This window comes from Variovorax sp. PAMC 28711, from assembly GCF_001577265.1.
Taxonomy (GTDB): Bacteria; Pseudomonadota; Gammaproteobacteria; order Burkholderiales; family Burkholderiaceae_C; genus Variovorax.
Window position 1 is genome coordinate 2,014,160 of sequence record NZ_CP014517.1, and the last position, 24,961, is coordinate 2,039,120.

The 24,961-nt window shown below is 68.3% G+C and carries 24 protein-coding genes; 10 read left to right on the forward strand and 14 right to left on the reverse strand.

Annotated features, from left to right (window positions below; all coding sequences use genetic code 11):
* Positions 1 to 5: 5 nt before the first annotated feature.
* Positions 6 to 2,330, reverse strand: coding sequence for an ATP-binding protein (locus AX767_RS09980; RefSeq protein WP_068630902.1), 2,325 nt, complete (start codon positions 2,328 to 2,330; stop codon positions 6 to 8).
* A gap of 148 nt (positions 2,331 to 2,478) precedes the next feature.
* On the opposite strand from AX767_RS09980, the gene AX767_RS09985 reads away from it, so the two are divergent.
* The 3 genes from AX767_RS09985 to AX767_RS09990 all read left to right on the forward strand — a co-directional run bounded on the left by AX767_RS09985 (position 2,479) and on the right by AX767_RS09990 (position 5,949).
* Positions 2,479 to 3,678 (forward strand): threonine ammonia-lyase, encoded by a 1,200-nt coding sequence (locus AX767_RS09985; protein ID WP_210392600.1) that lies wholly within the window; start codon positions 2,479 to 2,481, stop codon positions 3,676 to 3,678.
* A 101-nt stretch (positions 3,679 to 3,779) separates the two neighbouring features.
* Positions 3,780 to 3,932 (forward strand): hypothetical protein, encoded by a 153-nt coding sequence (locus tag AX767_RS21580; protein ID WP_168164818.1) that lies wholly within the window; start codon positions 3,780 to 3,782, stop codon positions 3,930 to 3,932.
* Positions 3,933 to 4,077: 145 nt separating this feature from the next.
* Positions 4,078 to 5,949: a phosphoenolpyruvate carboxykinase (GTP) gene (locus AX767_RS09990; RefSeq protein ID WP_068630906.1), complete on the forward strand. Its 1,872-nt coding sequence runs from the start codon at positions 4,078 to 4,080 to the stop codon at positions 5,947 to 5,949.
* A 72-nt stretch (positions 5,950 to 6,021) separates the two neighbouring features.
* On the opposite strand, the gene AX767_RS09995 is transcribed toward AX767_RS09990, so the two are convergent.
* Positions 6,022 to 6,546 (reverse strand): hypothetical protein, encoded by a 525-nt coding sequence (locus AX767_RS09995; protein ID WP_068630908.1) that lies wholly within the window; start codon positions 6,544 to 6,546, stop codon positions 6,022 to 6,024.
* 107 nt (positions 6,547 to 6,653) lie between these two features.
* Here AX767_RS09995 and AX767_RS10000 point away from each other — a divergent pair, with 107 nt between their 5' ends.
* Complete coding sequence (locus AX767_RS10000; protein ID WP_068630910.1) at positions 6,654 to 7,637, forward strand: LysR family transcriptional regulator; 984 nt, start codon at positions 6,654 to 6,656, stop codon at positions 7,635 to 7,637.
* Positions 7,638 to 7,647: 10 nt separating this feature from the next.
* On the opposite strand, the gene AX767_RS21585 is transcribed toward AX767_RS10000, so the two are convergent.
* Entirely contained in the window at positions 7,648 to 7,821 is a 174-nt protein-coding gene (locus AX767_RS21585) for a hypothetical protein (protein ID WP_168164819.1), read from the reverse strand.
* 120 nt (positions 7,822 to 7,941) lie between these two features.
* On the opposite strand from AX767_RS21585, the gene AX767_RS10005 reads away from it, so the two are divergent.
* Complete coding sequence (locus AX767_RS10005; protein WP_068630912.1) at positions 7,942 to 8,766, forward strand: metallophosphoesterase; 825 nt, start codon at positions 7,942 to 7,944, stop codon at positions 8,764 to 8,766.
* Here the strand turns inward: AX767_RS10005 and AX767_RS10010 are convergent.
* The 8 genes from AX767_RS10010 to AX767_RS10050 form a co-directional block, all read right to left on the reverse strand.
* Complete coding sequence (locus AX767_RS10010) at positions 8,735 to 9,361, reverse strand: TetR/AcrR family transcriptional regulator (protein WP_068630914.1); 627 nt, start codon at positions 9,359 to 9,361, stop codon at positions 8,735 to 8,737. The two genes, AX767_RS10005 and AX767_RS10010, sit on opposite strands and share 32 nt — an antisense overlap.
* Before the next feature lie 91 nt (positions 9,362 to 9,452).
* Positions 9,453 to 11,021, reverse strand: coding sequence for an alkaline phosphatase D family protein (locus tag AX767_RS10015; RefSeq protein ID WP_237288608.1), 1,569 nt, complete (start codon positions 11,019 to 11,021; stop codon positions 9,453 to 9,455).
* 11 nt (positions 11,022 to 11,032) lie between these two features.
* Positions 11,033 to 11,938: a YihY/virulence factor BrkB family protein gene (locus AX767_RS10020; RefSeq protein WP_068630918.1), complete on the reverse strand. Its 906-nt coding sequence runs from the start codon at positions 11,936 to 11,938 to the stop codon at positions 11,033 to 11,035.
* Positions 11,939 to 11,973: 35 nt separating this feature from the next.
* Complete coding sequence (gene selB / locus AX767_RS10025; RefSeq protein ID WP_068630920.1) at positions 11,974 to 13,869, reverse strand: selenocysteine-specific translation elongation factor; 1,896 nt, start codon at positions 13,867 to 13,869, stop codon at positions 11,974 to 11,976.
* A gap of 18 nt (positions 13,870 to 13,887) precedes the next feature.
* Positions 13,888 to 14,412: a UGSC family (seleno)protein gene (locus AX767_RS22165; RefSeq protein ID WP_335338852.1), complete on the reverse strand. Its 525-nt coding sequence runs from the start codon at positions 14,410 to 14,412 to the stop codon at positions 13,888 to 13,890.
* Positions 14,409 to 15,845, reverse strand: coding sequence for a thioredoxin family protein (locus AX767_RS10040; protein ID WP_068630926.1), 1,437 nt, complete (start codon positions 15,843 to 15,845; stop codon positions 14,409 to 14,411). The genes AX767_RS22165 and AX767_RS10040 overlap by 4 nt, the downstream gene beginning before the upstream one ends.
* Before the next feature lie 96 nt (positions 15,846 to 15,941).
* Entirely contained in the window at positions 15,942 to 17,507 is a 1,566-nt protein-coding gene (locus AX767_RS10045) for a phospholipase D family protein (RefSeq protein ID WP_068630928.1), read from the reverse strand.
* A complete protein-coding gene (locus tag AX767_RS10050; protein ID WP_068630930.1) occupies positions 17,504 to 19,093 on the reverse strand; it encodes a phospholipase D-like domain-containing protein in 1,590 nt (529 codons plus the stop codon). The genes AX767_RS10045 and AX767_RS10050 overlap by 4 nt, the downstream gene beginning before the upstream one ends.
* A 50-nt stretch (positions 19,094 to 19,143) precedes the next feature.
* On the opposite strand from AX767_RS10050, the gene AX767_RS10055 reads away from it, so the two are divergent.
* The 4 genes from AX767_RS10055 to AX767_RS10070 all read left to right on the forward strand — a co-directional run bounded on the left by AX767_RS10055 (position 19,144) and on the right by AX767_RS10070 (position 22,867).
* Positions 19,144 to 20,373 carry a nucleoside recognition domain-containing protein gene (locus tag AX767_RS10055; protein WP_068630932.1) on the forward strand — a complete coding sequence of 410 codons (1,230 nt, stop codon included), beginning with the start codon at positions 19,144 to 19,146 and terminating at the stop codon, positions 20,371 to 20,373.
* A gap of 148 nt (positions 20,374 to 20,521) precedes the next feature.
* Complete coding sequence (locus tag AX767_RS10060; protein ID WP_443082779.1) at positions 20,522 to 20,965, forward strand: flavin reductase family protein; 444 nt, start codon at positions 20,522 to 20,524, stop codon at positions 20,963 to 20,965.
* A 71-nt stretch (positions 20,966 to 21,036) separates the two neighbouring features.
* Entirely contained in the window at positions 21,037 to 21,930 is an 894-nt protein-coding gene (locus AX767_RS10065) for a DMT family transporter (RefSeq protein WP_068630934.1), read from the forward strand.
* A gap of 10 nt (positions 21,931 to 21,940) precedes the next feature.
* Positions 21,941 to 22,867, forward strand: coding sequence for a glutaminase (locus tag AX767_RS10070; protein WP_068633561.1), 927 nt, complete (start codon positions 21,941 to 21,943; stop codon positions 22,865 to 22,867).
* Positions 22,868 to 22,885: 18 nt separating this feature from the next.
* Here the strand turns inward: AX767_RS10070 and AX767_RS10075 are convergent, their stop codons facing one another.
* Positions 22,886 to 23,440 carry a DUF427 domain-containing protein gene (locus tag AX767_RS10075; RefSeq protein ID WP_082754973.1) on the reverse strand — a complete coding sequence of 185 codons (555 nt, stop codon included), beginning with the start codon at positions 23,438 to 23,440 and terminating at the stop codon, positions 22,886 to 22,888.
* 41 nt (positions 23,441 to 23,481) lie between these two features.
* On the opposite strand from AX767_RS10075, the gene AX767_RS10080 reads away from it, so the two are divergent.
* Positions 23,482 to 23,991, forward strand: coding sequence for a hypothetical protein (locus AX767_RS10080; RefSeq protein WP_068630937.1), 510 nt, complete (start codon positions 23,482 to 23,484; stop codon positions 23,989 to 23,991).
* Positions 23,992 to 24,003: 12 nt separating this feature from the next.
* Here AX767_RS10080 and AX767_RS10085 read toward each other — a convergent pair whose 3' ends face one another.
* The gene (locus AX767_RS10085; RefSeq protein WP_068630939.1) at positions 24,004 to 24,447 is read right to left on the reverse strand and encodes a YXWGXW repeat-containing protein; all 444 of its coding nucleotides are present in this window, start codon (positions 24,445 to 24,447) and stop codon (positions 24,004 to 24,006) included.
* A gap of 29 nt (positions 24,448 to 24,476) precedes the next feature.
* Positions 24,477 to 24,803: a hypothetical protein gene (locus AX767_RS10090; protein ID WP_068630941.1), complete on the reverse strand. Its 327-nt coding sequence runs from the start codon at positions 24,801 to 24,803 to the stop codon at positions 24,477 to 24,479.
* Positions 24,804 to 24,961 lie beyond the last annotated feature (158 nt).

Sequence of the window (24,961 nt, forward strand, 5' to 3'; positions counted from 1 at the left end):
AGCAGCTACTGCACAAAACCCATGCCGCGGTTCTCGCGGACCTCGGGCTTGATGCGGTGCTCGGCTTCCAGCTGATCGAGAAATTCCACGGCTGAAAACTCGGTCGCGAGGATGTCGACCTGGCGCTGGACCGCCGCGAAATCGCCTGGGCAGAGTTGGTCGAGCTTCGCGAGGCGCGCACGCAGTTCGCCCGTCATCAAAGCCGCGTCGCCGGCCAACGCCTCGGTGACAAACATGCGCGCGCGTTGCGGCGCGGTCAGCGGCATGAACTTGATCTTGAACGTGAAGCGACGCAGCGCCGCCTGGTCGAGGCGGTCGAGCAGGTTGGTGGTGCAGACGAACACGCCGTTGAAGCGCTCCATGCTCTGCAGCATCTCGTTGACCTCGGTGACTTCATAGGTGCGCTGGGCGCCGCGCCGGTCCTGCAAGAAAGAATCGGCCTCGTCGAGCAGGAGCACCGCCTTTTCGGCCTCGGCTTCCTTGAACATGGCGGCCATGTTCTGCTCGGTTTCGCCGACGTACTTGCTCATGAGGTCGCTCGCCTGCTTGATGATGAGCGGGCGACCGATGGCCTTGGCCAAATGCTCGGCGAGCGCGGTCTTGCCGGTGCCGGGCGCGCCGTAGAAGCACAGCGTGCCATGGCCGCGTGCCTTGATCGCCTCGACGATGCGCGGAATGTCGAAGCGCGTCTCGACGTTCAGCATGTCCAGGTCGTAGGTGGTGACGGCACGGCGCTCGCCGCGGCCGTCGTCGAGCGTGCCGAGCGCCAGGTCGGCGTTGCGCAGCTGGCGCTCGATCAGCACTTCGACCGACGCGTCGTCGGTCTTGGCGAGACCTGCGAAACGCACGGCCGTCCGGATCTGCGCGGGCGTCAGGCCCTTGCGCTCGGCCAGCTTGGCGGTGAACGCGTCGGACACGGTGACGCCTTCGAGCGTCTTTTTCACCAGCTGTTCGCGCGCGCCGGGCGGCGGTGATTTGAGTTCGAGGTGGTACGCGAAGCGTCGTCGGAACGCCGGGTCGATCTGCTCGATGCGGTTGGTGACCCACAGCGTCGGCACCGGATTCGATTCGAGGATCTGGTTGACCCAGGCCTTGCCGCTCACGCTGCCGCTGGTGGGCGACGGCATCTGCTCGGCGCGCGACATGAACTGCGCCGCTTCGGTGCTGATCGGCGGGAACACGTCTTCGACCTCGTCGAACAGCAGCGCGGCCTGGGCGCTGCCTTTCAGGAAAACCTGCGCGATCTGCAGCGAGCGATAACGGTCGCGACCGCTCAGCGAGTTGCCGTCGCGGTCGGCGTATTCGACTTCGAAAAGCTCGAGCCCCGCGGCCTGCGCCACCACCTTGGCCAATTCGGTCTTGCCGGTGCCGGGCGGGCCGTAGAGCAGGATGTTCACGCCCGGCTCCTTCCGCGCGACCGCCGCCTGAAGCAGCGTGACGAGCATCTGCGCGTCGTCGGCCACGAAGGAAAAATCGTCCGCCGTGAGCGCGCTCTTGGCCGACGGCCGCGTGAACACCGCCATGAGCTCGTTTTGGTCGCGATACTCGCGCATCAGCACGGGCGGCAGCTTCTCACTGACCTTCATGAGGTCGGCCAGGTCGGTGATGTTGTGCTCGGAGATGAGGTTCTCGACCAGCCCGATGCGCTCGAGCCGCGAGCCGGCACGCAGCGCCTCCCCCACATCGGTCGCGCTCACGCCCGCGATGTCGGCGATCGCGGCATACGCCTCCGGCGCGTTGTTGACCTTGAACTCGACCAGCAGCGAGCGCAGGTCGCGCTGGTAGCGCGCCAGCGTGCCGTAGAGCAGCAGCGCACGCTCGGCCTTGTTCAGCTGCAGCAGGCCGGCGAGCGCATCGATGTTCTTTTCGACCAGCGTGGATTGCTTGCGCAGCGCATGCGTCAGCCAGTCGCGCGTGGCCGACAGCACGGAGAGCAGGTCTTTCGGCTGGTCCTTGGCGTATTCGTCGAGGTAGAAGAAAAGCGTGCCCTCTTCATACGGACCGCGCCAGGTGCCGTAGCGTTCGAGCAGCGTGCGGGCGTCGAGCGCGTCGACGCCTTTCCAGACCTCGTTGCCGGCGCAGCGCCGCCCGAGAAATTCGCGCAGGCGCAGCAGGACCGGTGCCGGCCACACAAGGTGTCGGCCGGTGAGCGAGAGCAACCCGTTCAGGTCGCGCCGCACGTTGAACTTGGGGCCCTGCTTGGCGGCCAGCGTGAGCACGAAGTGCGAGCACATGAGCTCGAGCACCGGTGCGTTCTTGAGCCCGGGCGAAGGCAATGCCTGCCCGCGGACCGCAGCAGCCACGACATCGACACCGACACGTTTGACCATCGAACAACTCCAACCAGGGAATCAATCTGGAAGCCACCATAACGCAGAGTTTTGGGTTCTGGAAGACTTGGGAACGGTAAAAACCCTAAGGCATCGCCCACGCCCGGCATCGCGGCCTTCATCGAAAGTTGTCGACACAATGAACCCCATGGTTGAAATCGAAGACATCCGGCGTGCTGCGGCACGCCTTCAGGGCCAGCTGCTCGACACGCCCTGTGTCGAATCGCGCACGTTGTCGGACATCGTGGGCGCGCAGGTGTTCCTCAAATTCGAGAATTTGCAGTTCACCGCGTCCTTCAAGGAGCGTGGCGCCTGCAACAAACTCGTCGATCTGTCGGAGAGCGGCGTGCGCGGCGTGATTGCCATGTCGGCCGGGAACCACGCCCAGGGCGTGGCCTACCACGCGCAGCGCCTCGGCATGCGCGCGCTGATCGTCATGCCGCGGCTGACGCCGAGCGTGAAGGTCGAGCGCACCCGCGGCTTCGGCGCGGAGGTGGTGCTGCACGGCGACACGCTGGAAGCCGCGCGCACCCACGCCTTCGAATTGGCCGAGCGCGAAGGGCTGGCCTTCGTGCATCCCTACGACGACGAGACGATCGTCGCGGGCCAGGGAACGGTCGCGCTCGAAATGCTCGAAACGGTGCCGGACCTCGACACCCTCGTGGTCGCGGTCGGCGGCGGCGGACTCATTTCGGGCATGGCGGTGGCGGCGCGCGCGCTCAAGCCGGGCATCGAGATCGTCGGCGTGCAGACCTCGCGCTTCCCGGCCATGGTCAATGCGGTGAAAGGCACGCACCACGCGCAGGGCAACAGCACGATCGCCGAGGGCATCGCGGTCGGCACGCCCGGCGTGATCACCCAGGGAATCATCAAGGCGCTGGTCGACGATCTGCTGCTGGTCGACGAGGGCGACATCGAGCAGGCCGTGCTGATGCTGCTCGAGATCGAGAAAACCGTGGTCGAGGGCGCGGGCGCCGTCGGGCTGGCGGCGCTCCTGCGGCACCCCGAACGCTTTCGCGGCAAGAAGGTCGGGCTGGTGCTGTGCGGCGGCAACATCGATCCGCTGCTGCTCGCCGCCATCATCGAGCGCGGCATGGTGCGGGCCGGTCGCCTGGCCAGGGTGCGGGTGAGCGCTCGCGATGTGCCCGGCTCGCTCGCCCGTATCACGGCGACTGTGGCCGAAGCGGGCGCCAACATCGACGAGGTGCATCACCAGCGCGCCTTCACCATGCTGGCGGCTCAGAATGTGGACGTCGAGCTGGTGTTGCAGACGCGCGGACGGCCGCACCTGGCAGCCGTGCTGGAGGCGCTGCACGCCGCCGGCTTCGAGGCGATCGAGCAACTCTGAGCCCACCGTCCACCGGGGCGAGGCGCTCTGGCAACCCCCTAGACGGGAAGGCAAAGGGCGGCCGGTAAAATGCCGGCAGTTTCGAGAACACAAGGAATCCGATGTCCACCCCCACGCCCGTCGAACCCGGCCACGACGCCATCGTCGAAAAAGACGCCGTCGAGTCGATCGTCCCCATGATGCCCATCGTGCTGCCGCTGGTCGGCGGCGTGCTGATGCTGCTGCTGGCTTCCATCGCCGTCTACATGGCCTGACAAGGCCGCGCGCCCTTGTCCGCGGGCTGTGCGGCCCGCATCGACGCAAGCTCCCCAAGAAGAAGGCGTTTTCTCAAACGGACTTCCGCGCCCGACGGCGTGGCGCCCCGTTCGAAAAGACGAATTTCAACTTAGGAGACATCCGATGAACGCACCCGTCCTGCAGGGCCTGAACATCCAGGCACCCTCGTACGTCCAAAACGCGAAGCTGGTCGCCTGGGTGGCCGACATGGCCACCTTGTGCAAGCCGAAGGCCATCCACTGGTGCGACGGCAGCACCGAAGAATACGACCGCCTCTGCCAGCAACTGGTCGAAGCCGGCACCTTCAAGAAGCTGAATCCGGCCAAGCGCCCCAATTCCTTCCTGGCCAACTCCGACCCCGTCGACGTGGCGCGGGTCGAAGACCGCACCTACATCTGCTCGGCCACCAAGGAAGACGCCGGCCCGACCAACAACTGGATGGCGCCGGCCGAGATGCGCACCACGCTGCAGCCGCTGTTCGACGGTTGCATGAAGGGCCGCACGATGTATGTGGTGCCGTTCTCGATGGGCCCGCTGGGCTCGCCGATCGCGCACATCGGCATCGAGCTGTCCGACTCGCCCTACGTGGCGGTCAACATGAAGATCATGACCCGCATGGGCAAGGCGGTGTACGACGTGCTCGGCGCCGACGGCGAGTTCGTGCCCTGCGTGCACACGGTGGGCGCGCCACTGGCCGAAGGCCAGAAGGACGTGGCTTGGCCGTGCAACACGACCAAGTACATCGTCCATTACCCGGAAACCCGCGAGATCTGGAGCTATGGCTCGGGCTATGGCGGCAATGCGCTGCTGGGCAAGAAGTGCTTCGCGCTGCGCATCGCGTCGACGATGGGCCGCGACGAAGGCTGGCTGGCCGAACACATGCTGATCCTGGGCGTGACGAATCCCGAGGGCAAGAAGTACCACGTGGCCGCCGCCTTTCCGAGCGCTTGCGGCAAGACCAACTTCTCGATGCTCGTGCCGCCGGCCGGCTTCGAGGGCTGGAAGGTCACGACCATCGGCGACGACATCGCCTGGATCAAGCCGCAAGCCGACGGCTCGCTGCGCGCCATCAACCCCGAGGCGGGCTACTTCGGCGTGGCGCCCGGCACCAACTACACGACCAACCCGAACTGCATGCGCAGCCTGGACGACAGCGTGATCTTCACCAACGTCGCGCTGACCGACGACGGCGACGTGTGGTGGGAAGGCATGGAGCAAGACGCCGAAGGCAAGGCGCTGCCCGCACACCTCATCGACTGGCAAGGCAAGGACTGGACGCCTGCGATCGCGAAGGAAACCGGCGCCAAGGCGGCACATCCGAACGCCCGCTTCACCGTGGCTGCGACCAACAATCCGGCGCTCGATGAAGCATGGGACGACCCGAAGGGCGTGAAGATCGACGCCTTCATCTTCGGCGGCCGCCGCTCGACCACCGTGCCGCTGGTGACCGAAGCGCGCAACTGGACCGAAGGCGTCTACATGGCGGCCACGATGGGCTCGGAAACCACCGCCGCGGCCACCGGCCAGGCCGGCGTGGTGCGCCGCGACCCGTTCGCGATGCTGCCGTTCATCGGCTACAACATGAGCGATTACTTCCAGCACTGGATCGACCTGGGCAAGAAACTCGAGGCCTCGGGGGCCACGCTGCCCAAGATCTACACGACCAACTGGTTCCGCAAGGGCGCCGACGGCAAGTTCGTCTGGCCGGGCTACGGCGAAAACATGCGCGTCTTGAAGTGGATGATCGACCGCATCGAAGGCAAGGCCGGCGAAGGCATCGAGCACGTGACCGGCGTGAGCCCGCGCTACCAGGACCTCAACTGGACCGGCCTGAAATTCAGCGCCGAACAGTTCGACACCGTGACCAGCATCGACAAGGCGGCCTGGGTCGCGGAGCTCAAGCTGCACGACGAGCTCTTCAAGCAGCTCGAACACCATCTGCCCGAGGAACTGCCGGCCACCAAGGCCGCGATCGAGCAGCGCCTCGCCGCCTGAGCGCGACCACCCATAGAAAAAGCCGCCCTCGGGCGGCTTTTTCTATGCTGCGCCACGCGAGGCGCACAGCGGTCAGTAATACCGTGAATTGTTGAGGCGCGTCATGGCTTCGTACAGCGTCGGCATGCGGACCTGTTCCGAACGCTGCTTCATCAGCGTCAAGGCTTCGACCTTGGCGGTGGCCACCGGGGTGCTGATGCCGTCAGTTTGCTGACGCGTCACGGCCGCTTGCAGTTCCTGCAGGATGCGCGGGTCGTACTTGGCGTACTCGTAGAACTGCGCGTCTGCACGGGCAACAGCGCGGCGTTCCGACAGGCGCGCCAGAAAAGGCGTCAGCTTGTGGGCGCTCAGCGCGAGGGCGCCGAAGAGGATGGCGCAGACCGCGATCCATGCCACCATCCAGCCGCCGTCGACTTCGCGGGTGGTGAGTTGGTTGGCGATGGCCAGCAGCACAGCGCCGGCGGCGATGACGATGCGAACGGTCAGGCCGGCGGTGCCGACGTTGTCGTTGGAGGCGCGAATGCGCTCGATGGCCGCGCTGGCGCGGGTGACGCCGAGGTGCTCAGCGGGCTGGTCGATATGGACAAATGAGGTCATGGTGTATCCCTCCAAGGGATGAATGGCCGAAGCCGATGCACCGATATTAGGGTTTGCCCTAGTGTTTTGCCAATTTATCTTGCTGATGTTTATCATTCACGCCACTAATGGACGTTAACTTTCGCACGCTTGATCTCAATTTGCTCCGCGTCTTCGACGAGGTGATGGCGGAGCGCAACCTCACGCGCGCCGCGCGCAACCTGTCGATCACCCAGCCCGCGGTGAGCAATGCGCTGCGGCGGCTGCGCGAAGTGCTCGGCGATGAGCTGGTGCGCCGCGCCGGCGCCGGCGTCGAGCCCACGCCTCGCGCACTCGCCCTGTGGCCGACGGTGCGCGACGCACTGCGCCAGCTTCAGCACACGCTGGCGCCCAGCGGCTTCGACGGTGCGACGGCCGACACCACCTTCTTGCTCGCCATGGCCGACGCCACGGCCGCCGAGCTGATGCCGGGCCTGGTCAAGATCGCCGAACTGGAGGCGCCGGGCATTTCGCTGCGCGTGCTGCCGCTGACCACGCGCGACCCGCGCCGCATGCTGGAGCACGAAGAAGCCGACATGGCGATCGGCTACTTTCCCGCCGTGATCGCCAGCCTCGCGGCACGCAGCCAGTCAGGCGTGGGCTTTCCGTTCGAGACGCAGCGTCTCTACGTCGGGCAGTACGTCTGCGTGATGCGGCGCGACCATCCGCTGGCGAACGCCCCGCTCACGCTCGACGCGTACTGCGCAGCGCGGCATCTGCTGGTGAGTTTTTCGGGGCGGCCTTACGGCTTCATCGACCAGACGCTGGGCGCGCTGGGGCGCGAGCGGCGCATCGCCGTCACGGTGAACCAGTTTTTTACCGCGGGCCGCGTGGTGGCCAATTCGGATTTGCTCACCGTGCTGCCACGCCATTTCGTGAACGTGACCGGTGTCAACGAGCGCCTGGTGATGCGCGACTTGCCGTTCGACCAGCCGCTGGTGCATGTGGATGCCGTCTGGCATCGACGCGCCCAGCACGGGCATGCGCACGAGTGGTTGCGCGAGGCGTTGCTGCGGTCCGCCGGAGCCGCGTTCGCCGGCTCTTTGCTGGATCAGGCGTTGCCGGACGCCTGAGCCAAGGCGCTCAGCGAACGACGTTCAGGAAGGCGCTGGCGGCAATGCGCAGCTCCTGCGCATGGTGAGCGTCTACACCGGCGCGGGAGTCGGCGGTTTCCATCAGCGCGAGTGCCGGGCTGATGGGGGTGGCTTCGGCCGGCGAATTGAAATAGCGGGCCACGAGAGAAAACAACTTGGACATGACATTGCGCGATCAGGTCGCGCCGGGTTGGTGATGGGAAGTAGATTAAGGGTTATCCCTGATAGTTCAATCTCTCTTTCATGCGCCGTTTGCATGAGGGCATTCCTCTAGACTGGGTCCATGAAGCTCCAGTTGCTGTCGGATTTGCACATCGAATCCCATCCGCGCCTTCAGATCGCACCCGCGCCCGGTGCCGACTGGCTGGTGCTGGCCGGCGACATCGGCTCCTACCAGGCCGGCTCCCGCCTGACCGAACCCGACTTCGGACTCACCCGTTTTTCGCCGCGCCACGGCTGGCCGACGCCGGTGCTTTTCGTTCCCGGCAACCACGAATACGACAACGCCGACTTCGACGCCACGCACGCCCGCCTGCGTTCGGTGTGCGAGGCGCTGGACATCGTCTGGCTGGAACGCGAGACGCTGGTGGTCGATGGCGTGCGCTTCGTCGGCACCACGCTTTGGGCCGATTTCGACGCGCTGGTCGCGCCGTCCGATACCCTCGGGGAAGCGCTCAAGAAGCGCGGCAAGGCGATGCGCGCGGCCAACTTCTACCTGCAGAAAATGGGCACGCTGCGAGCGGGCCAACCCTTCCTCGCCGAAACCCAACGGGAGCACTCACTCACGTGTGAAGCATGGTTGAGAAACGCTTTGGCGCCGCCGTTCGACGGCCCCACCGTGGTCGTCACTCACTTCGCGCCGAGCCTGGCGAGCGCCGATCCGCGCTACGGGTTGTCGCCCGGAACCGCCGGCTTCTGCAATTCGCTCGACGACCTGTTGCCCCGGGCCGACCTCTGGCTGCACGGTCATCTGCATTGCGCATTCGACTATGTGAAGGACGGCTGCCGCGTCGTCGCGAACCCGCTCGGCTACCGCGCCAAGGGCGAGCAGGACGCTTTCCGGCCCGACATGCTGGTCAGCGTGCCGCCAGCCCGTCGAAGCAGGTAGCGAGCACCATTTCGACGATTTGCTCGTCGGTGTACTTTTCGCTGCCCTTCAGGAATTCGAGCACCGGGTCGCAGGCCCGCGCGAACAGCGTGTAGAGGATCGCGATGGCCGGCAGGCGCGAGCTGACGCTGCCGTCTTTTTGCGCCGCCTGGATCCAGCCGCCCAGCTTGTCGCTGACCGTGACGAGCAGGTCGATGTAGGCGCGGTTCTTCATGAGCGTGGCGCGCAGCGACGAACTCTGGTGCGGCAGCGACGGCATCTCACCGGCCAGCTGCACTTCCATGGTCCAGCGGGCGACCGCACGGAGCTTGTCGACCGGCGGCGTTTCTACCGGCAATGCCTTCATAAAATCCAGCGCACGCTGCAGGATGCGCACCATCGCGGCGGCGGCCAGGTCTTCCTTGCTGGGAAAGTGCTTGTAGAGGCTGGCCTTGGCGATGCCGACCGAGGCCGCCACTTCGTCGACCGTCATGGCTTCGAAGCCTTTTTCGGCCAGCAGGCGGTTCACCGTCGAGACGATCGCCTCCTCGCGGGCGACGAGCATCTGCTCCTTGAAAGACAGCTTGATGGCGGGCGGCGTGGCAACGGTGTTCATGCACCGATTCTAGCCAGCACCGTCACCGAAAAGACGGATCGCCTGCGGAGATACCGATCAGTCGCGACCGAAACGAACGAGTTGCCCTTGCTCAGGCCGACTCGATTCCCGCGCGGCCAGCCTGGACCGCGAATGTCGCCTGCGTCCCGAACACCGCGTTCGCGGCCACCGGATGCGGGGTCGTGCGCATCTCGCAACGCAGCGCGTCGGCGGTGATGTCGAGCAGCGCCCAGCCGCGTTCGTCACCGCGCGCGTGCAGCACGTCCGGGTTGTCGCGCCGCATGCGCGCCATCGCGCCCTGGCTCGCGCCGCGCGAGGTGAGCGAGCCGCCGACCAGCTCGCTCGCGACGATGGGCGATGCCACATCGTTCGGCACCATGCGCAGGTTGGCGGCGGCGTGCCGGTGCACATCACCGCCAAGCGACACGACGTTCGCGATACCGGCGTCCGCGACGCCCTGCAACAGGCGCCGGCGCGCGGCCGGATAGCCGTCCCAGCCGTCGGTCCAGGTCTGGCGGCCGTCGGGCGTGTCGATGCCGGTCGCGCTCACCTGCGTCGGGTTGCCCAGCAGCTTCCAGCGCCCGGTCGCGCCCTTCAGGCCTTGCGCCAGCCACTGTTCCTGTTCGGCGCCGAGCATCGTGCGCGACGCGTCCTGCAGTTCGGCGCACGCCGCCACGCTGCGGCCGACGTCGCGCTGCGGGTCGGGGCACGCGTGGTGGCTGCGATGCTGGCGCGTGTCCAGCGTCCACAGGTCGGCGAGCCGGCCCCAGGCGAAGCGGTCGTGGATGCGCATCGTCGGGCCCTGCGGTGGCACCGCCAGCGGCAGGTGCTCGAAATACGCGCGGTAGGCCGCGGCACGGCGCTGCAGGAAACGCGCGGGATCGGTCCAGGCCGGATCGCGGTCGTCGGCGTAGTCGTTCACCACCTCGTGGTCGTCCAGCGTGACGATCCACGGGTGCGCCGCATGCGCGGCCTGCAGGTCGGCGTCGCTCTTGTAGAGCGCATGGCGAGCACGGTACTGCGCGAGCGTGTGCGGCGTTGAACTGCCGTGGGTGCGGCCGGTCTGCGCGGTGTACGCGGGGCTGCTGCCTTCGTAGATGTAGTCGCCGACGAAGAGCACGACGTCGACATCGCGCTGCGCGATCTCCCGGTGCGCCGCGAAGAAGCCCTGCTCCCAATGCTGGCAGGACGCGAGCGCGATGCGCAAGCGCGCGACCTCGGCGCCGGCCGCCGGCGCGGTGCGCGTGCGGCCCGTCGTGCTGACCGCGCCGCCGCAGCTGAAGCGGTACCAGTACGGCCGGCCCGGCGCCAGGCCCTCGACTTTCACGCGCACGCTGTGCCCGAGCGATGGCCAGGCCATGAGATCGCCGTTGCGCACCGGTCGGCGCAGTGCTTCGTCGCCGAAGAGCTCGTAGCGCACGGGGCATCCGGCATCGGCGTTCCAGCCCGGCTCGGCCGCCGCATCGGGCGCCAGGCGCGTCCACAGCACGACGCTGTCGGGCCGCGGCTGCCCGCTCGCCACGCCGAGCGTGAAAGGATTGCGCTGCCAGCGCGGTGCGCCATCGGCCCGAGCCAGCGGCGCGCCGCTCCAGGCGCCGAGCGCCAGCCAGAGGGCGGTGCGGTTCAGGTCGCGGCGGCGCAGGCCGGGCGTTGGCGGCAAGGGACCGGTCCTCATTTCGTGCGTTGCGCGTCCGGCCCGTCGACCGGCGGCACCAGCTTGCTGTGCAGCACGCCGTTGACTTCGGCGCCCAAAATCAGGGTGGTCGCGCTGATGTACAGAAATACCAGCGTCGCGACGGCGCCGGCGAAGCTGCCGTACACCAGCGCGAGTTTGCCGGCGGTGCGCAGCGTGTACGACAGCGTGGCGGCGGTCCCGACCCACATCGCGGCTCCGATCAGGGCACCCGGCATCACGGTGGCGAGCCGCTGGCGGACGTCCGGCAACCAGCCGTAGAGCAGCGCGTACAGCGTGGTGAGCACGATGAAAGCGAGGCCGTACCGCACGCTGTTGTTGAGCCAGAGCGTCTCGCGGCCGGCGCCGACATTGCTCTCAAGCAGCCCCCAGAGGTAAGGCATCACGATCACCGAGCTGAACGCCACCAGTACGCCGCCGCCCACGATCACCGTGAACAGCGTGACCTTGATGCGCGCTTTCCAGAACGGCAGGCCGCGCTCGATGCCGTAAGAGCGGTTCAGCGCACCGCGCACCGCCTGCATGCCCGACGACGCGGTCCACAAGGTCACGACCAGGCCGATGGCCAGCAGCGCCTGGTTGCGCTGCGCCAGCACCTGGTCGATGACCGGCTGCATCGCCTCGCGCACCACCGGCGGCGCATACCCCATGACCCGGCCGGCCAGCGCCGCGGCATCGCCGGGCTGCCCGATGTAGGCGGCGGCTGCCGACATCAGGATCAGCAACGGAAACATGGCGAGCACCGACGAGAACGCCAGGCTGCCGGCTTGGTTGGCGCTCTGGTGCATCACGTAGTTGCGGACGGCCAGCAGCAGCACGCCGAGGCCCGGTGCGTTCAAGGCCGCGCGTTGCACGCGATGCCAGCGTTCGAGGAGTTGCTTCATGATTTGGCGCGCACCCTAGCACGACGGCCGAACGTTCAGCGGTCGGCGAGGCGCCCGATGCCGTCGAAGCGGGTGACGCCTTCGCGGTCGAGGAATTCGAGCACCTGTACCGTCAGGTTGCGGCCGATGCCGGTGCGATCGCGGTAGGCCGCCGCAACGAAGCCCGACGCCGATTCCGCAGACAGCGCCTGTGCATGCACGATGAGCCCTGCCACCGTCTCTGGCAGGTAGAAGCGATTCGGCGCCACGCGCACGAGCACGCCGAGGCGATGGGCCCGCAACAGAAAATCGAGCAGTTCGGGCTGCGGCAACGCCAATGCGGCAGCCAACTCGCCGACGATGGGCGGGCGCAAGCCCGCCGGCTGCAACAACGCGGACGTGCGTGCAAGGAGCGCGCTGTCGACGTCGGACAGCGTGGCGCGGTGATCGGGCAGCCGGTGGCGCAGACCTTCGCGCGCCACGGAGCCGTCGTGCACCGCGGCGGCCAGCGCGGCCTGCAGCAGATGCGGCGCGCGGCGCAGGCCCAGCGCCTGGGCCAACTCCGATGCGGTGCAGCCGACGCTGTCGGGCTGCGCGAGATGGCTTCGGCCCAGTGCCGCGCACACGCCATCGCGCAGGGCCCGCCAGTGCGCAGGCGACAGCGCGATGCGTTTGCCGTCGCACGCCACGGCATGCAGGCCTTGGAGGGACGCGGTATCGAGCCCCGTCAGGTTGCGTGCCAGCAGGAAGCGATCCAGGTCGATGCCGTGCGGCTCGCCGTCGAGCAACGCCGCCAGCGCAGCGGGAGCATCGGGGCGCGCCAGCGCAGCCAGTGCGCTGCGACGGGCCGGCGTCGCGCGGCCACGCGCCGGCGCGAACGGATCGATGACGCGTCCGCCCGCCACCGTGCGGTTCGCCGCGGGTTCCCGCAAGATGAAACGGTCGCCGTGCAACGCGGCGATCGGTCGGTCGAGCACCAGCTGCGCGACAACCGGCCCGCGGGTCGGCACCGGCGCATCGAGCACCACGAGCCGCGCGTTGAGGGCGGCCGCGCCGATGTGCAGCTGCAGCACCGTGCGTTGCAGCGCGGCGGGGAGCAGTGCGGGAATCGGCCCGCCGAGAACGTCGAGCTGCACGTCGAGCCGATCGGTCGGCGCGTGCACGGGTGCCGCGACGACCCAGTCGCCGCGCACCGGCGCGGCATCCTTGAGATCGCTGCCCGCCAGGTTCAGCGATGCGCGCTGGCCTGCGACGGCCTCGGCCGCGGGGCGGTCCTGCGCGTGGAGGGCGCGCACGCGGGCCGGCGTGCCGCGCGGCGACACGGTCACCAGATCGCCCACGCGCACGGTGCCCGAGAGCACCGCGCCGGTCACGACGCGGCCGGCGCCGGTGAGCGTGAAGCTGCGGTCGACCGCCATGCGGAAATGGCCGGTGGGCGCACGCGCGGCCCACGACTGCGCCAACTCGGCCAGGTGCTGGCGCAGCGCCGGCACGCCGGCGCCGGTGGTCGCGGCAAGCCGGAACACCGGCGCGCCCTGAAATGGCCCGTCGTGCAGCAGCGCCGCGATCTCGCGTTCCGCTGCTGCCACGCGTGCCGCGGAAACACGGTCAATCTTGGTGAGCGCCACCACGCAGCGCGGCACGCCGAGCAGTTGCAGGATGCCCAGGTGTTCGAGCGTCTGCGGCATCGGCCCGTCGTCGGCGGCGACGACCAGCAGCGCGAGGTCGACACACGCCACCCCGGCCAGCATGTTGCGGATGAAGCGCTCGTGACCCGGCACGTCGACGAAGCCGACGGGCGACGCAAGGCCGAAATCGGCATACGCGAAGCCGATGTCGATCGACATGCCGCGGCGCTTCTCTTCTTCGAGCCGGTCGGTGTCAACGTCGGTGAGCGCCTTGACCAGGCTCGTCTTGCCGTGGTCGACATGGCCCGCTGCCGCGACGATCACGGGCCACCGCCCGCGCGCTCAGGGCGCGAGCAGGCGCTGCAGGATTTCCGGCAACGCAGCGTCGGCGAGGGCACGCAGCTCATCGTTGCGCCGGTCCTGGATCGGATGCGCGACGAACACCATCGCCGGCGACAGCCCGAGGGCTTTCGCCTGCAGGGCCGCCGCCTCCACGAACTCGCCGGACGCCACGCCCACACCGGGAATGCCACGCGATTCAAGGTCCACGATGTCATGCATACAGCACGACGTGCAGGACCCTCAATCGGCCAGGCCTTCGACGACCAGCTGGCATTCGGCCGCGATCTGATGACGCAGCGCGGTCGGCGCGGGCCGGGTGAAGGTGGGCTTGCGGTACCGCTTCACCTCGATGCCGCGCGCGTCCAGCAGTTCGTGCAGCCGGTCAAGGAAGACATCGCCGCGCGACTTCGAGATGTCGAGCAGGCCGACGGTGAGCCCGTCGAAGCTGGCCGGTCGCGCCGCCAGGGCGCGCCCGGCAGCGGCGCGCTCCGACGTCGGGTCCAGCAGCGTGTGCGTGGGATTCATGAAGTGATCTCCTTGGAAACCGGGGTGGAACCGGTGGCGCCCGAGGCGGCCCAACCGGCGATGACCGCCGAAAACAGGCCGGCGGTGCCGCCGGCGCGAACGATGAGAAGGCCGCCGGGCCTGAACTTGGGCACCATCGTGCCGGCAAGAGATGCTGGCAGCCCTTCGGCGATGCCGCCCACGCCCGCGAGCATGTCGTCGGCCGGCGAGAGAAGCAGCGCGTCGAGCTCGGCGCGCAGGCGCGCCTTCGACCAGCCCGCGTCGATGAACACGCGCGCGTGCTCGGGCGACACGACGAGCACTGCGTCGCCCGCCATCGCGAGCTTCGGATGGTCGACGCTGCGCAGGCACAGCGCGAAGCTGCGGGCGAGCGATTCGGGCTCACGCGATTTCTGGTCGACGATGCCCTGCACGCCTTCGGCGGCGAACAGCGTCACGACAGAGGCATCGGGCGCGAAGCCGCGTTCGACCGCGAGCGATTCCCAGCCGGGCGTTTCGGCCTCGGCGAAGCAGAAGGTGTACTTGCCCGGCGTGCCGAGCGTGGCGCGGTCGACCTCGCCGGGACGTCCGCCGCCGACGTTGCGGATGACCAGCTGCAGCGCGCGCCCGATCGTGGCGTTCGCGCGGCTGCCCTGGCCCAGCGCATTGACACCGGCGTTCAGGCCAACACTCGCCACCACCGGCCCGTTCACGATCACCATCGGCCCCGCGAACATCGTGGTGCAGAGCACGCCGTGCATGCCGAATTCATCGATCAGCGCGGCCTCCACGGCGGCCAGCACCACCGGCAGGTACTCTGGCTTGCAGCCCGCCATGACGGCGTTGATGGCGACTTTCTCGACCGTGCAGGGTGCGAGGTCGGGCGGCACCTCGCCGATGCATTCGTCCGGCCGGCGCGTCGTGCCCTGCAGCATGCGCAGCACGCGCGCGGGCGTCGGCGGCACGACCGGCAGTCCGTCGGTCCAGCCACGATCGAAGCAGGCTTCCATCAAATCCTCGCCCTCGCCGATGTCGACCTGGCGCGCGACGAGGCCGGTGTCGCCGAAGCGCACGACCAGCTCTTCGGCGATGCCGGGGTCCAGCGTCTTCGAGCCGCAGCCCGGTCGCATCGGCGGCAGCGATTCGCCGAGGTCCGGACGGCCGCTGATGTCTTGCCAATCGCCGCGGTGCCAGCCGTAGGTGCGCGCGACTTCCAGGCCGTCCTTCATGCGGATGAGCGTCGGCACGAACTCAATGCCGAGCCGGAAAGAGTGCTCGAGCGTCTCGTCGTAGACCTGCCCTGCAAGACCGGCGGCGTAGCGCGGGTCGTCCTGCACATACACGATCAGGGGCTCCGCACCGCTGGCCAGTTCGGCCAGCAACGGCTCGACCAGCGTGCAGGTCGGGCACTCGCGCTTGGCAACAACGATCAGGCCGTCGGGGAGGAATGTCATGGAAAGAGTGGCGGTGATTCGCCGGCGCAGATGCTGTCACCCTCCGTGGGTGTGCGCCGTCGCGCGCGAGACAGGCCCGAAGGCGGTCCTTGGCAACTAGAGCAAGTCGGTGCCGACGATCGGCAGCAGCAGCCAGTTCTTCAGGCGCGTCCCGTACTGGCCACCAGGCTCGTCGGTGTGGACCACATCCTGGCCATCGGCGCCATCCTCCAGCCATTCGACCGCGCCGGTCGCCGGGTTCAGGCGCAGCCGGTAGGCCGCGTTGAACCGGTCCCCGCTGCTGAGCGACAGGAAACGCGCCACCAGCGTCGGGCTGTCGATCAGCAAGGCGGCTTCGGTGTTGACGACGGCCGAGCGCCGGTCGAGGTTCATGGAGCCGATGAAGAGCCGCTTGTCGTCGATCACCGCGAGCTTGGCGTGCATCCGGCTGATCGACTGGCCGAAGTCGCCGAAGCGCCCGCTGCAGCTCGCCAGGCCCGCGCCGAGCTCGCGCAGCTCGATGCCGGCGCGCAGCATCGCGGCGCGTGAGCGCGCGTAGCCGGCATAGGCGAGCGGCTCGTCGGTCGAGCCCAGCGAATTGGTGACGATTTTGATGTGGCCGCCGTGCGCGACGGCGGTCTGCATCATCGCCAGCCCGCGTTCATTGGGAATGAAATAAGGCGACACGATCAGCACGCCCGCACGCGCCGAATTCAATGCGGTGAGCGCGCCTTCGGTCACGCTGCCCCTGATCGCCTCGTCCGCGGCGCGCGTGATCTTGGCCGGGTCGTCGACGAAGAGTTCCGCGTGGCCCCAATCGCGCTCGACCACGCCCTCGGCCAGTTGCGCGGTCAGCGGCGTGCGCCCCAGCACATCGCGCTCGCGCACCGGCACGTCGGGCGCGGCGCGCGCGGCCAGGTGGTCGAAGCGGCGCTGCGCGGCCTCCCCTTTCGGCGCGCCCTGCACCACGCCGCCGACCGGCCGGACCTGCGCGCTGTTCCAGTAGCGGTCGAAACCCTCGGACATGCGCGGCACGATCGGACCACTCGACAGGATGTCGACGTCGATGAAATTGGCCGACGTGCTGCGCATGAAGTAGTCGTTGGCGATGTTGCGGCCACCCGAAACGGCAAAGCTGTTGTCTGCCACCAGCAGCTTGTTGTGCATCCGGTGGTTGATCCGGCTGAACTCGTTGAGCGAGAACAGAACGCGCATCTCGAGCGAGCCCGCGCGCCACGGCAACGGATTGAAGAGGCGCACTTCGACGTTCGGGAACGCAGCGAGGGTCGCGAGCAGTTCGTCTTCGCCGGCGGTGTAGAAATCGTCGACCAGCAGGCGCACGCGCACGCCGCGAGCAGCCGCGTCCCGCAGCTCGCGCAGCAGCTGGAGGCCGACGTCGTCGTTCTGGATCAGGTAGTACTGGACGTCGAGCGAGCGCTCGGCCTTGCGCACCAGGGCGATGCGCGCATCGAACGCGAACGAAGCCTCGGGCAGCAGCCGGAAGCCCGACGCACCGGGTGCCTGTTCGGACGCACCGGCCGCGGCAATGCGCGCGAGCGGGGTCTGCGCCACATCCGACAACGCCCGTGTCGGCACGCTCGCGACGGGCGGCGCAAGGCTGGCGCAGCCAGCCGCCGCCACGGCCAGCAGGAGCAGACCGGTCCGGACGACCTCGCGCCTCACAGCAGATCTTCCCCAACGATCGGCAGCAGCAGCCAGCTTTTGAAGCGAAGCCACAGAAATTCGCCCGGCACGTCGGCATGCACGATCTCGCCACCCTGGTCGTTGTATTCGAGCCATTCGGTGCGGCGACCATCGGGCGTCAGGCGCAACCGGTAGCCGATGTCGTCCACGCCGTCGGCGCCGCGCACGAAGTCGTTGTACTCGGCCACGAGAAGCCGGTTGTCGATGAGCAGGCCGAGCTCGGTGTTGACCGCTGCCGACCGGTGATCGAGGTTCATCGAGCCCACGAAGATGCGGTGTTCGTCCAGGATCGCAAGCTTCGCGTGCAGCCGGCTGATCGACTTGCCGAACTCGCCGAAGCGCTTGCTGCGTGCGCTGTATTGCGGCGCGATTTCATAGATCGTCACGCCCGCCTTGAGCATGTCGGCGCGGTAGCGCTCATAGCCCGCGTAAGCCAGCGGCTCATCGGTCGATCCGAGCGAATTGGTGACCACCGTGACGGCCACACCCTCCTCGACCTGCTCGCGCATCATCGCCATGCCGATGGGGCCCGGGATGAAGTAAGGCGAGGCGATCACCACCTTGCGGGTGGCCGTGCCAATGGCGGCCAATGCGCCCTCGGTCACGCTGCCGCGGTAGGCGTCTTCGGGCTTGCGCGTGATCTTCGCGGGCGGGTCGGCGTAGACGCGCGCAGTGGCCCAGTGGCGCTCCAGCTTGCCGGTGACCAGCTCCTCGCCGAAAGGCGCGTTGGCGAGCACGTCGCGCGGACGCAGCGGCACGTCGGGCACGGCGTCGCGGGCGATCTCGTCAAAGCGCTTCTGCGCGGCGGCGGCCGGCAAGCCGATCGGCGCGATGCTCTCGATCGGCCGCACGAACTCGCTGTTCCAGTACATGTCGAACGCTCTGGAAAAGTCGTGCACGACCGGCCCGCTCGACACCACGTCCATGTCGATGAAGTTCGCCGCCGTGCTGCGCATGAAGTAGTCGTTGGCGATGTTGCGGCCACCCGAAACGGAGAAGCTGTTGTCCGCGATCATCAGCTTGTTGTGCATGCGGTGGTTGATGCGCTTGAACTCGTGCAGCGACAAGGCAAGCCGCACGGGCAACGAACTCGCGCGCGATGGCAACGGGTTGAAGAGCCGCACCTCCACGTTCGGGAAGGCCGAGAACGCGCCGAAGAGTTCGTCTTCGCCACCGCTGTAGAGGTCGTCCACCAGCAGACGCACCCGCACGCCGCGCAGCGCGGCATCGCGCAGCTCTTTCAGCAGCAGCAGGCCGACATCGTCCTTCTCGATCAGGTAGTACTGCACGTCGAGCGACTTTTCGGCGTTGCGGGCCAGCGCGATGCGCGCGTCGAACGCGAAGGCCGCCTCGGGCATGAGCCGAAAGCCTGACAGCGGCGCGGCGCCGGGCAGGGCGGCCGGGGCGCCCATGGCCGCCGCCTTCCCGAGAAAGGTTCCTTCGCCATCGGCAATGGCATGCGTGGCCGGCTGGGGCACCGACGGCGGCAACGACGCGCAGCCGCTCATCAGCGCAGTCGCCAGCAGCACGGCAGCGGTGGCGAGGAATCTTCGGAGCGACGTCATGGGCCGCACTCTACCCACCTATCATCGGCCGGCATCAAAGAGGGGAAAGCGTGCTCAACGGCTTGTGGCTGGGGTTTTTCATGGTGGCGGCGCTGGCTGCCTTCGGCCGCTGGCTCATCGGCGGCGACCCGACCGTTTTCGCGGCGCTGGTCGACAGCCTCTTCGCCATGGCGCGCCTCGCGGTCGAGGTCATGGTGCTGCTGTTCGGCACGCTCACGCTGTGGCTCGGCTTCCTCAAGATCGCAGAGGCCGCCGGGCTGGTCGCTTGGCTGGCGCGCCTGCTCGGCCCGCTGTTCCGGCGGCTGATGCCGGAGGTGCCGGCCGGTCACCCTGCGCTCGGTTTGATCACCATGAACTTCGCGGCCAATGCGCTCGGCCTGGACAACGCAGCCACGCCGATCGGCCTGAAGGCGATGCGCGAACTGCAGACGCTGAACCCGAGCAGCACCACCGCGAGCAACGCGCAGATCCTGTTCCTGGTGATGAACGCCTCGTCGCTCACCCTGCTGCCGGTGACCATCTTCATGTACCGCGCGCAGCAGGGCGCGGCCGACCCGACGATGGTGTTCCTGCCAATCCTGCTGGCGACCAGCGCATCGACGCTGGTCGGGTTGCTGTCGGTCGCGCTGGTGCAGCGCCTGAAGCTGTGGGATCCGGTGGTGCTCGCCTACCTGCTGCCCGGCGCGCTGTTGCTCGGCGGCTTCATGGCGCTGCTCGGCACGCTGTCGGCGGCGGCCATCGCCTCGCTGTCGTCGCTGCTCGGCAACGTGACGTTGTTCGGGATCCTCCTGGTCTTCCTGATCGCCGGCGCGGTCCGGCGGGTGAAGGTGTACGAGGCCTTCATCGAAGGCGCGAAGGAAGGCTTCGACATCGCGAAGAACCTGCTGCCGTACCTCGTCGCGATGCTGTGTGCCGTGGGCGTGCTGCGCGCATCGGGCGCACTCGACCTCTTGCTCAACGGCATCCGGTGGCTGGTGGCGCTGACCGGCTGGGACACCCGCTTCGTCGATGCGCTGCCGACCGCGCTGGTCAAGCCCTTTTCCGGCAGCGCAGCGCGCGCGATGCTGATCGAGACGATGAAGAACCAGGGCGTCGACAGCTTCCCCGCTCTCGCCGCCGCCACCATCCAGGGCAGCACCGAAACCACTTTCTACGTGCTCGCCGTCTACTTCGGCGCGGTCAACCTCCAGCGCGCCCGCCACGCGGTGCCCTGCGCCCTGCTGGCCGAGCTGGCCGGCGTGGTCGCGGCGATCGGGGTTTGCTACTGGTTCTTCGGGTGAAGGGACCAACGCAGGAACACGGATGACAGCGGCCCGGGAAGCGATCGGCCAGAATGGCGCTCCGCTTTCTTCCATTTTCTCCGTGACCGCTCCCGCACAGGCCCAGGCGCCTTCCTTCTCGACGGACGAGTTCCGCGATGCGCTCGGCATGTTCGCCACCGGCGTCACCATCGTCACTGCGCGCGCGGCCGACGGCACGTTCGTCGGCCTCACGGCCAACTCGTTCAACTCGGTGTCGCTCAGTCCCCCGCTGGTGCTGTGGAGCCTGGCGCGCGGCGCGGGGTCGATGCCGGCGCTCAGTGCCGGATCGCACTACACGGTCAACATCCTGGCCGCGAACCAGAAGGCACTGGCCCAGCGCTTCGCGACCAAACACATCGACCGCTGGAGCGACGTCGGCTTCACCGAAGGGCTCGGCGGTGCGCCGGTGCTGGTCGGCGCCGCCGCCAGCTTCGAGTGCTTCAACCGCAGCCGCTACGACGAAGGCGACCACGTCATCTTCGTGGGCGAAGTGGAGCGCTGCACGCACAACGTGGGCGCCTCGCCCTTGCTGTACCACGGCGGGCGTTTCTACACCGAGCTGCCGCTCTGACGCGTCGCCGCGACGGCCGTCCGGCGCTCGCGAGCGCCGCGATACTCGGAGACCGCCCCTACGATCGACCGATGACCCCGCGCAAGACCCATCTCGACGCCCTCGCCATCACCCTGCTCGTCGCCTGCTGCGCGTTCTGGGGTCTGCAGCAGATCCTGATCAAGGCGACCGCCGCCGAGGTGCCGCCGCTGTGGCAGGCGTCGATCCGCATGACGGGCGCGGTGGCGCTGCTGTGGGCCTGGTGCGTGGCGCGCAAGGTGCCGCTGTTCGCGCGCGACGGCACGCTGCCCGCCGGCTTGCTCGCGGGCCTGCTGTTTGCCGGCGAGTTCGTCTGCATCTACATCGGGCTGCAGCACACGAGCGCCTCGCGGCTCACGGTGTTTCTCTATACGTCGCCGTTCTGGGTCGCGCTGATCCTGCCGCGCTGGGTGCCGTCGGAGCGACTGCGCGGGCTGCAGTGGGCGGGGCTGGCGATCGCGTTCGGCGGCGTCATCGTCGCGTTCAGCGAGAGCTTCGGCCACACCACCTCGTCGCAACTGTACGGCGATGCACTCGGCCTGGCGGCCGGCATGCTGTGGGGCCTGACCACGCTCACGATCCGCTCGAGTCGCCTGGCCACCGCGACACCGGAGAAGACGCTTTTCTACCAAGTCGCCGTGACTGCGGCCGTTTGCCCGTTCATCTCGATGGCGCTCGGCGAATCGTGGGCCTGGCACTACCCGGCCTGGGCCTGGGGCTCGATCGCGGTGCAGACCTTCATCGGCGCCTTCGCGAGCTACCTCGCCTGGATGTGGATGCTGCGCCACTACCCGGCCACGCAGATGTCGTCCTTCACGTTTCTGACGCCGGTCTTCGCCCTGGTGTTCGGCGTGGTGCTGTTGCACGAGCCGCTCACGCTGCAGCTGGTGCTGGCACTGATGGGCGTCGCGCTCGGCATCGTGATGGTGAGCCGGCGCACCCGTTAACGTGCTCCCGATGAACTTCCAAACGATCCTCGAAGACATCGTTGCCACGCTGCAACCCGAGCTCGGCGCGGCCGGCACCGTGGCCAGCTACATCCCCGCGCTGGCCTGCGTGGACCCGCGGCAACTCGGCATCGCACTGCACACCTGCCGCGGCGAGGAAGCGGCAGCAGGCGACAGCGCCACGCCCTTCTCGATCCAGAGCGTCTCGAAGCTCTTCACGCTCACGCTCGCCATGCAGCGCGTGGGCGACGCGCTGTGGGAGCGCATCGGGCGCGAGCCCTCGGGCAACCCGTTCAATTCGCTGGTGCAGCTGGAGAACGAACAGGGCAAGCCGCGCAATCCGTTCATCAATGCCGGTGCGATCGCGGTGGCCGACCGGCTGGTCACGCACGCGGGCAGCGGCGAAGGCGCCAAGGCCGACATCCTCGCGCTGATGACGAGCCTCTCTGGCGAGCCGATCGGCTTCGATGCGGAAGTCGCCGCCTCCGAAGCCGCCACCGGCTACCGCAACATCGCGCTCGCCAATTTCATGAAGAGCTTCGGCAAGATCGACAACGACGTCGCGCCGGTGCTCGACACCTACTTCAACCAGTGCGCGGTGCGCATGAATTGCCGGCAGCTGGCGCGCGCCGCGGGGTTTCTTTGCCGCGACGGTGCGCATCCGTTCGGCGGCCGGTCGGACGTGACCAACGAACGCCAGACGCGCCGCATCAATGCGCTCATGCTGACCTGCGGCACCTACGACGCAGCGGGCGACGTGGCTTTCAACATCGGCCTGCCGTGCAAGAGCGGCGTGGGCGGCGGCATCGTGGCCGTGGTGCCCGACCAGCTCACGCTGGCCGTGTGGTCGCCCGCGCTCGACGCGACCGGCAATTCGCTGCTCGGCATGAAGGCGCTGGAACTGTTCGTGGCGAAGACCAGGCTCTCGGTTTTCTGACCGCCACGGAGCGCGCCTTCACCAGCCGCCCGAGCCCGGCTCGCCCTTGAACGGCCCGATCACTTCGGGCGTGATCCAGCCCGCATAGAAGCGGCCCGGTTGCGGCAGCACGTGCACGTCGTCGACCCGGCAGTCGAGCGGCTGCGGGTAGAAGGCGATGTGGTCGCGCAGCGCGGCGAACTCGTCGAACGGCTCCGGGTACGACCACGCAACGCGGTCGAGTCGCTGGCCGTCGGCGACGACCGACCAATAGCCCGCGTCGCCCTTCCACTCGCAGTGCGAGCTGCCATCGGCGGGTACGAGGTGTTCCATGCGGATGTCACTCACGGGCAGATAGAAGGTTGGCGGACTGGCCGTTTCGAGCACGCGCAGCGCGCGCCGCGTGCGGGCGATTTCCACGTCGCCCAAACGCACCACCACCTCGCGCGGATCGGGCGCCAGGCGCGGCGGCCGGGGATAGTCCCACACCGACTCCTGGCCGGCCCGGAGCGCGATGGCGAAGGGCGGTCGTTCGTCGCCGACCCAGCGCCACATGGCACGGGCGCGGGCGACGCGGGCAGGATCGGTGGGCATCGACAATCTCCGCAACAAAAACAGCAGTGCATCATGCCCTCATGACCGATTCCTTGCCCCTTGCAGACATCCCGGAAGACCCCGACGACCTGACGGTCCAGGAACCCCGCCTCTGGCGCGACGCGCTCTGGACGGCGCGCGTCATCAAGAACGAAGACGACGACGGCTGGGCCGTCTCGATGACGCGCCAGGGCGAGGCCGAGCCCGCCCTCACCGGCCCGTGGACCATGGGCCGCGACAAGAAGAACCCCAAGCCGCTCGATGCGCCCGCGTTCCACACGCTGGTGAAGACGGCCTCCGAAGTGCTGCGCCGCCACGAGCAGCAGCTGCACGCGCAGCTCAACAAGCATGTGAACGTCGGCGCCGGATCGGAACGCATCCGCGTGTCACTGCAGATCGTGCCCGACGAAGACAACCCCTACGCGATGCTCACCGCGCACGACGAGGCGGGCGTGCAGGTCGGCGAAGCGCGCGTGGCGCCGACCTTCAAGCTCACCGGCACCAGCGCCGAGAGCTGGATCGAAGCGGGCTACCCGGCCAGGCCGCGCTGAGCGGCGCCAGGCTCAGCAGTTACCCTTCTTGGCCTGACCGGGCGGGCAGTGGTAACCGCCATGGCGGTCGCCGCGGCGGTCGTCGTGACGCTCGTGACGGTCATCGCGGTCGTCGCGACGGTCGCGTCGTTCCTGGCGACGCTCTGCGCGGCGCCAGTCGCCGTCGCGCCATCGCCAGCCGCCATCGGCCTGCACCCATTGGCCCGGCGCATAGGCGTAATCCGGCCGGGCGGCCATCCACCGGCCGCCGCGCCAGGCGTAGTCGCGGCCCGTCCATTGCCAGCGGCCGGGCACCCACACCTGACCGCCGCGCGGCGGGGGCACGCGCTCGTAGCGCGGCGCCGGAGGCGCCATCTGCACCAGGCCCGGCACATTGATGTTGACCGAGACCTGCGCCGCGGAGGGCATGGCGGCAGCCGCAAGCAGAGCGGCGAAGACGAACGGAGCGCTTTTCATTGTGAAAACCCTGAGGTGTGGCAGTGGCGTCAGCTTGCCAGTGTCGCGCGCGCCCGTCTGTCAGCGAACAGGGCTTTCCACAGGCTGCGCACAGCCGCCGGGCGCCGGAGGCTGCGCACGTCGGCGCCGCCCTCCCCGGCCTCGACCACGACCCAGCCCGCGTGCGCGAGCCGGTGGCATTCGCTTTCGGACAACGCAACGACCGGCGCCACCACCGTGTCGGCCAGCCAGCGCAACGGCTCGCGCAGCACGACGGTGCCGGCGGCGACCTGCAGCGTGCTGCGCGCGTCGAGCGGCAGGTGAAGCGCTTCGCCGGGCGCGAGGCGGATGAGGGTCGTGACGGTGCGGGCGGTCATGGAAGACTCCTTGAAAGAAGGCCTTTATCGTCGGCGGCCCGGCGCCTGAACAACAGGCACAGGCCCATCGCTTGCGACCAGAACAGTGCACTGGCGGCGCCGTCTGTTATGGTCGTTTTCGCCCGATCTGCATCTGTTTTCAACCCCGCGAGCGGGCC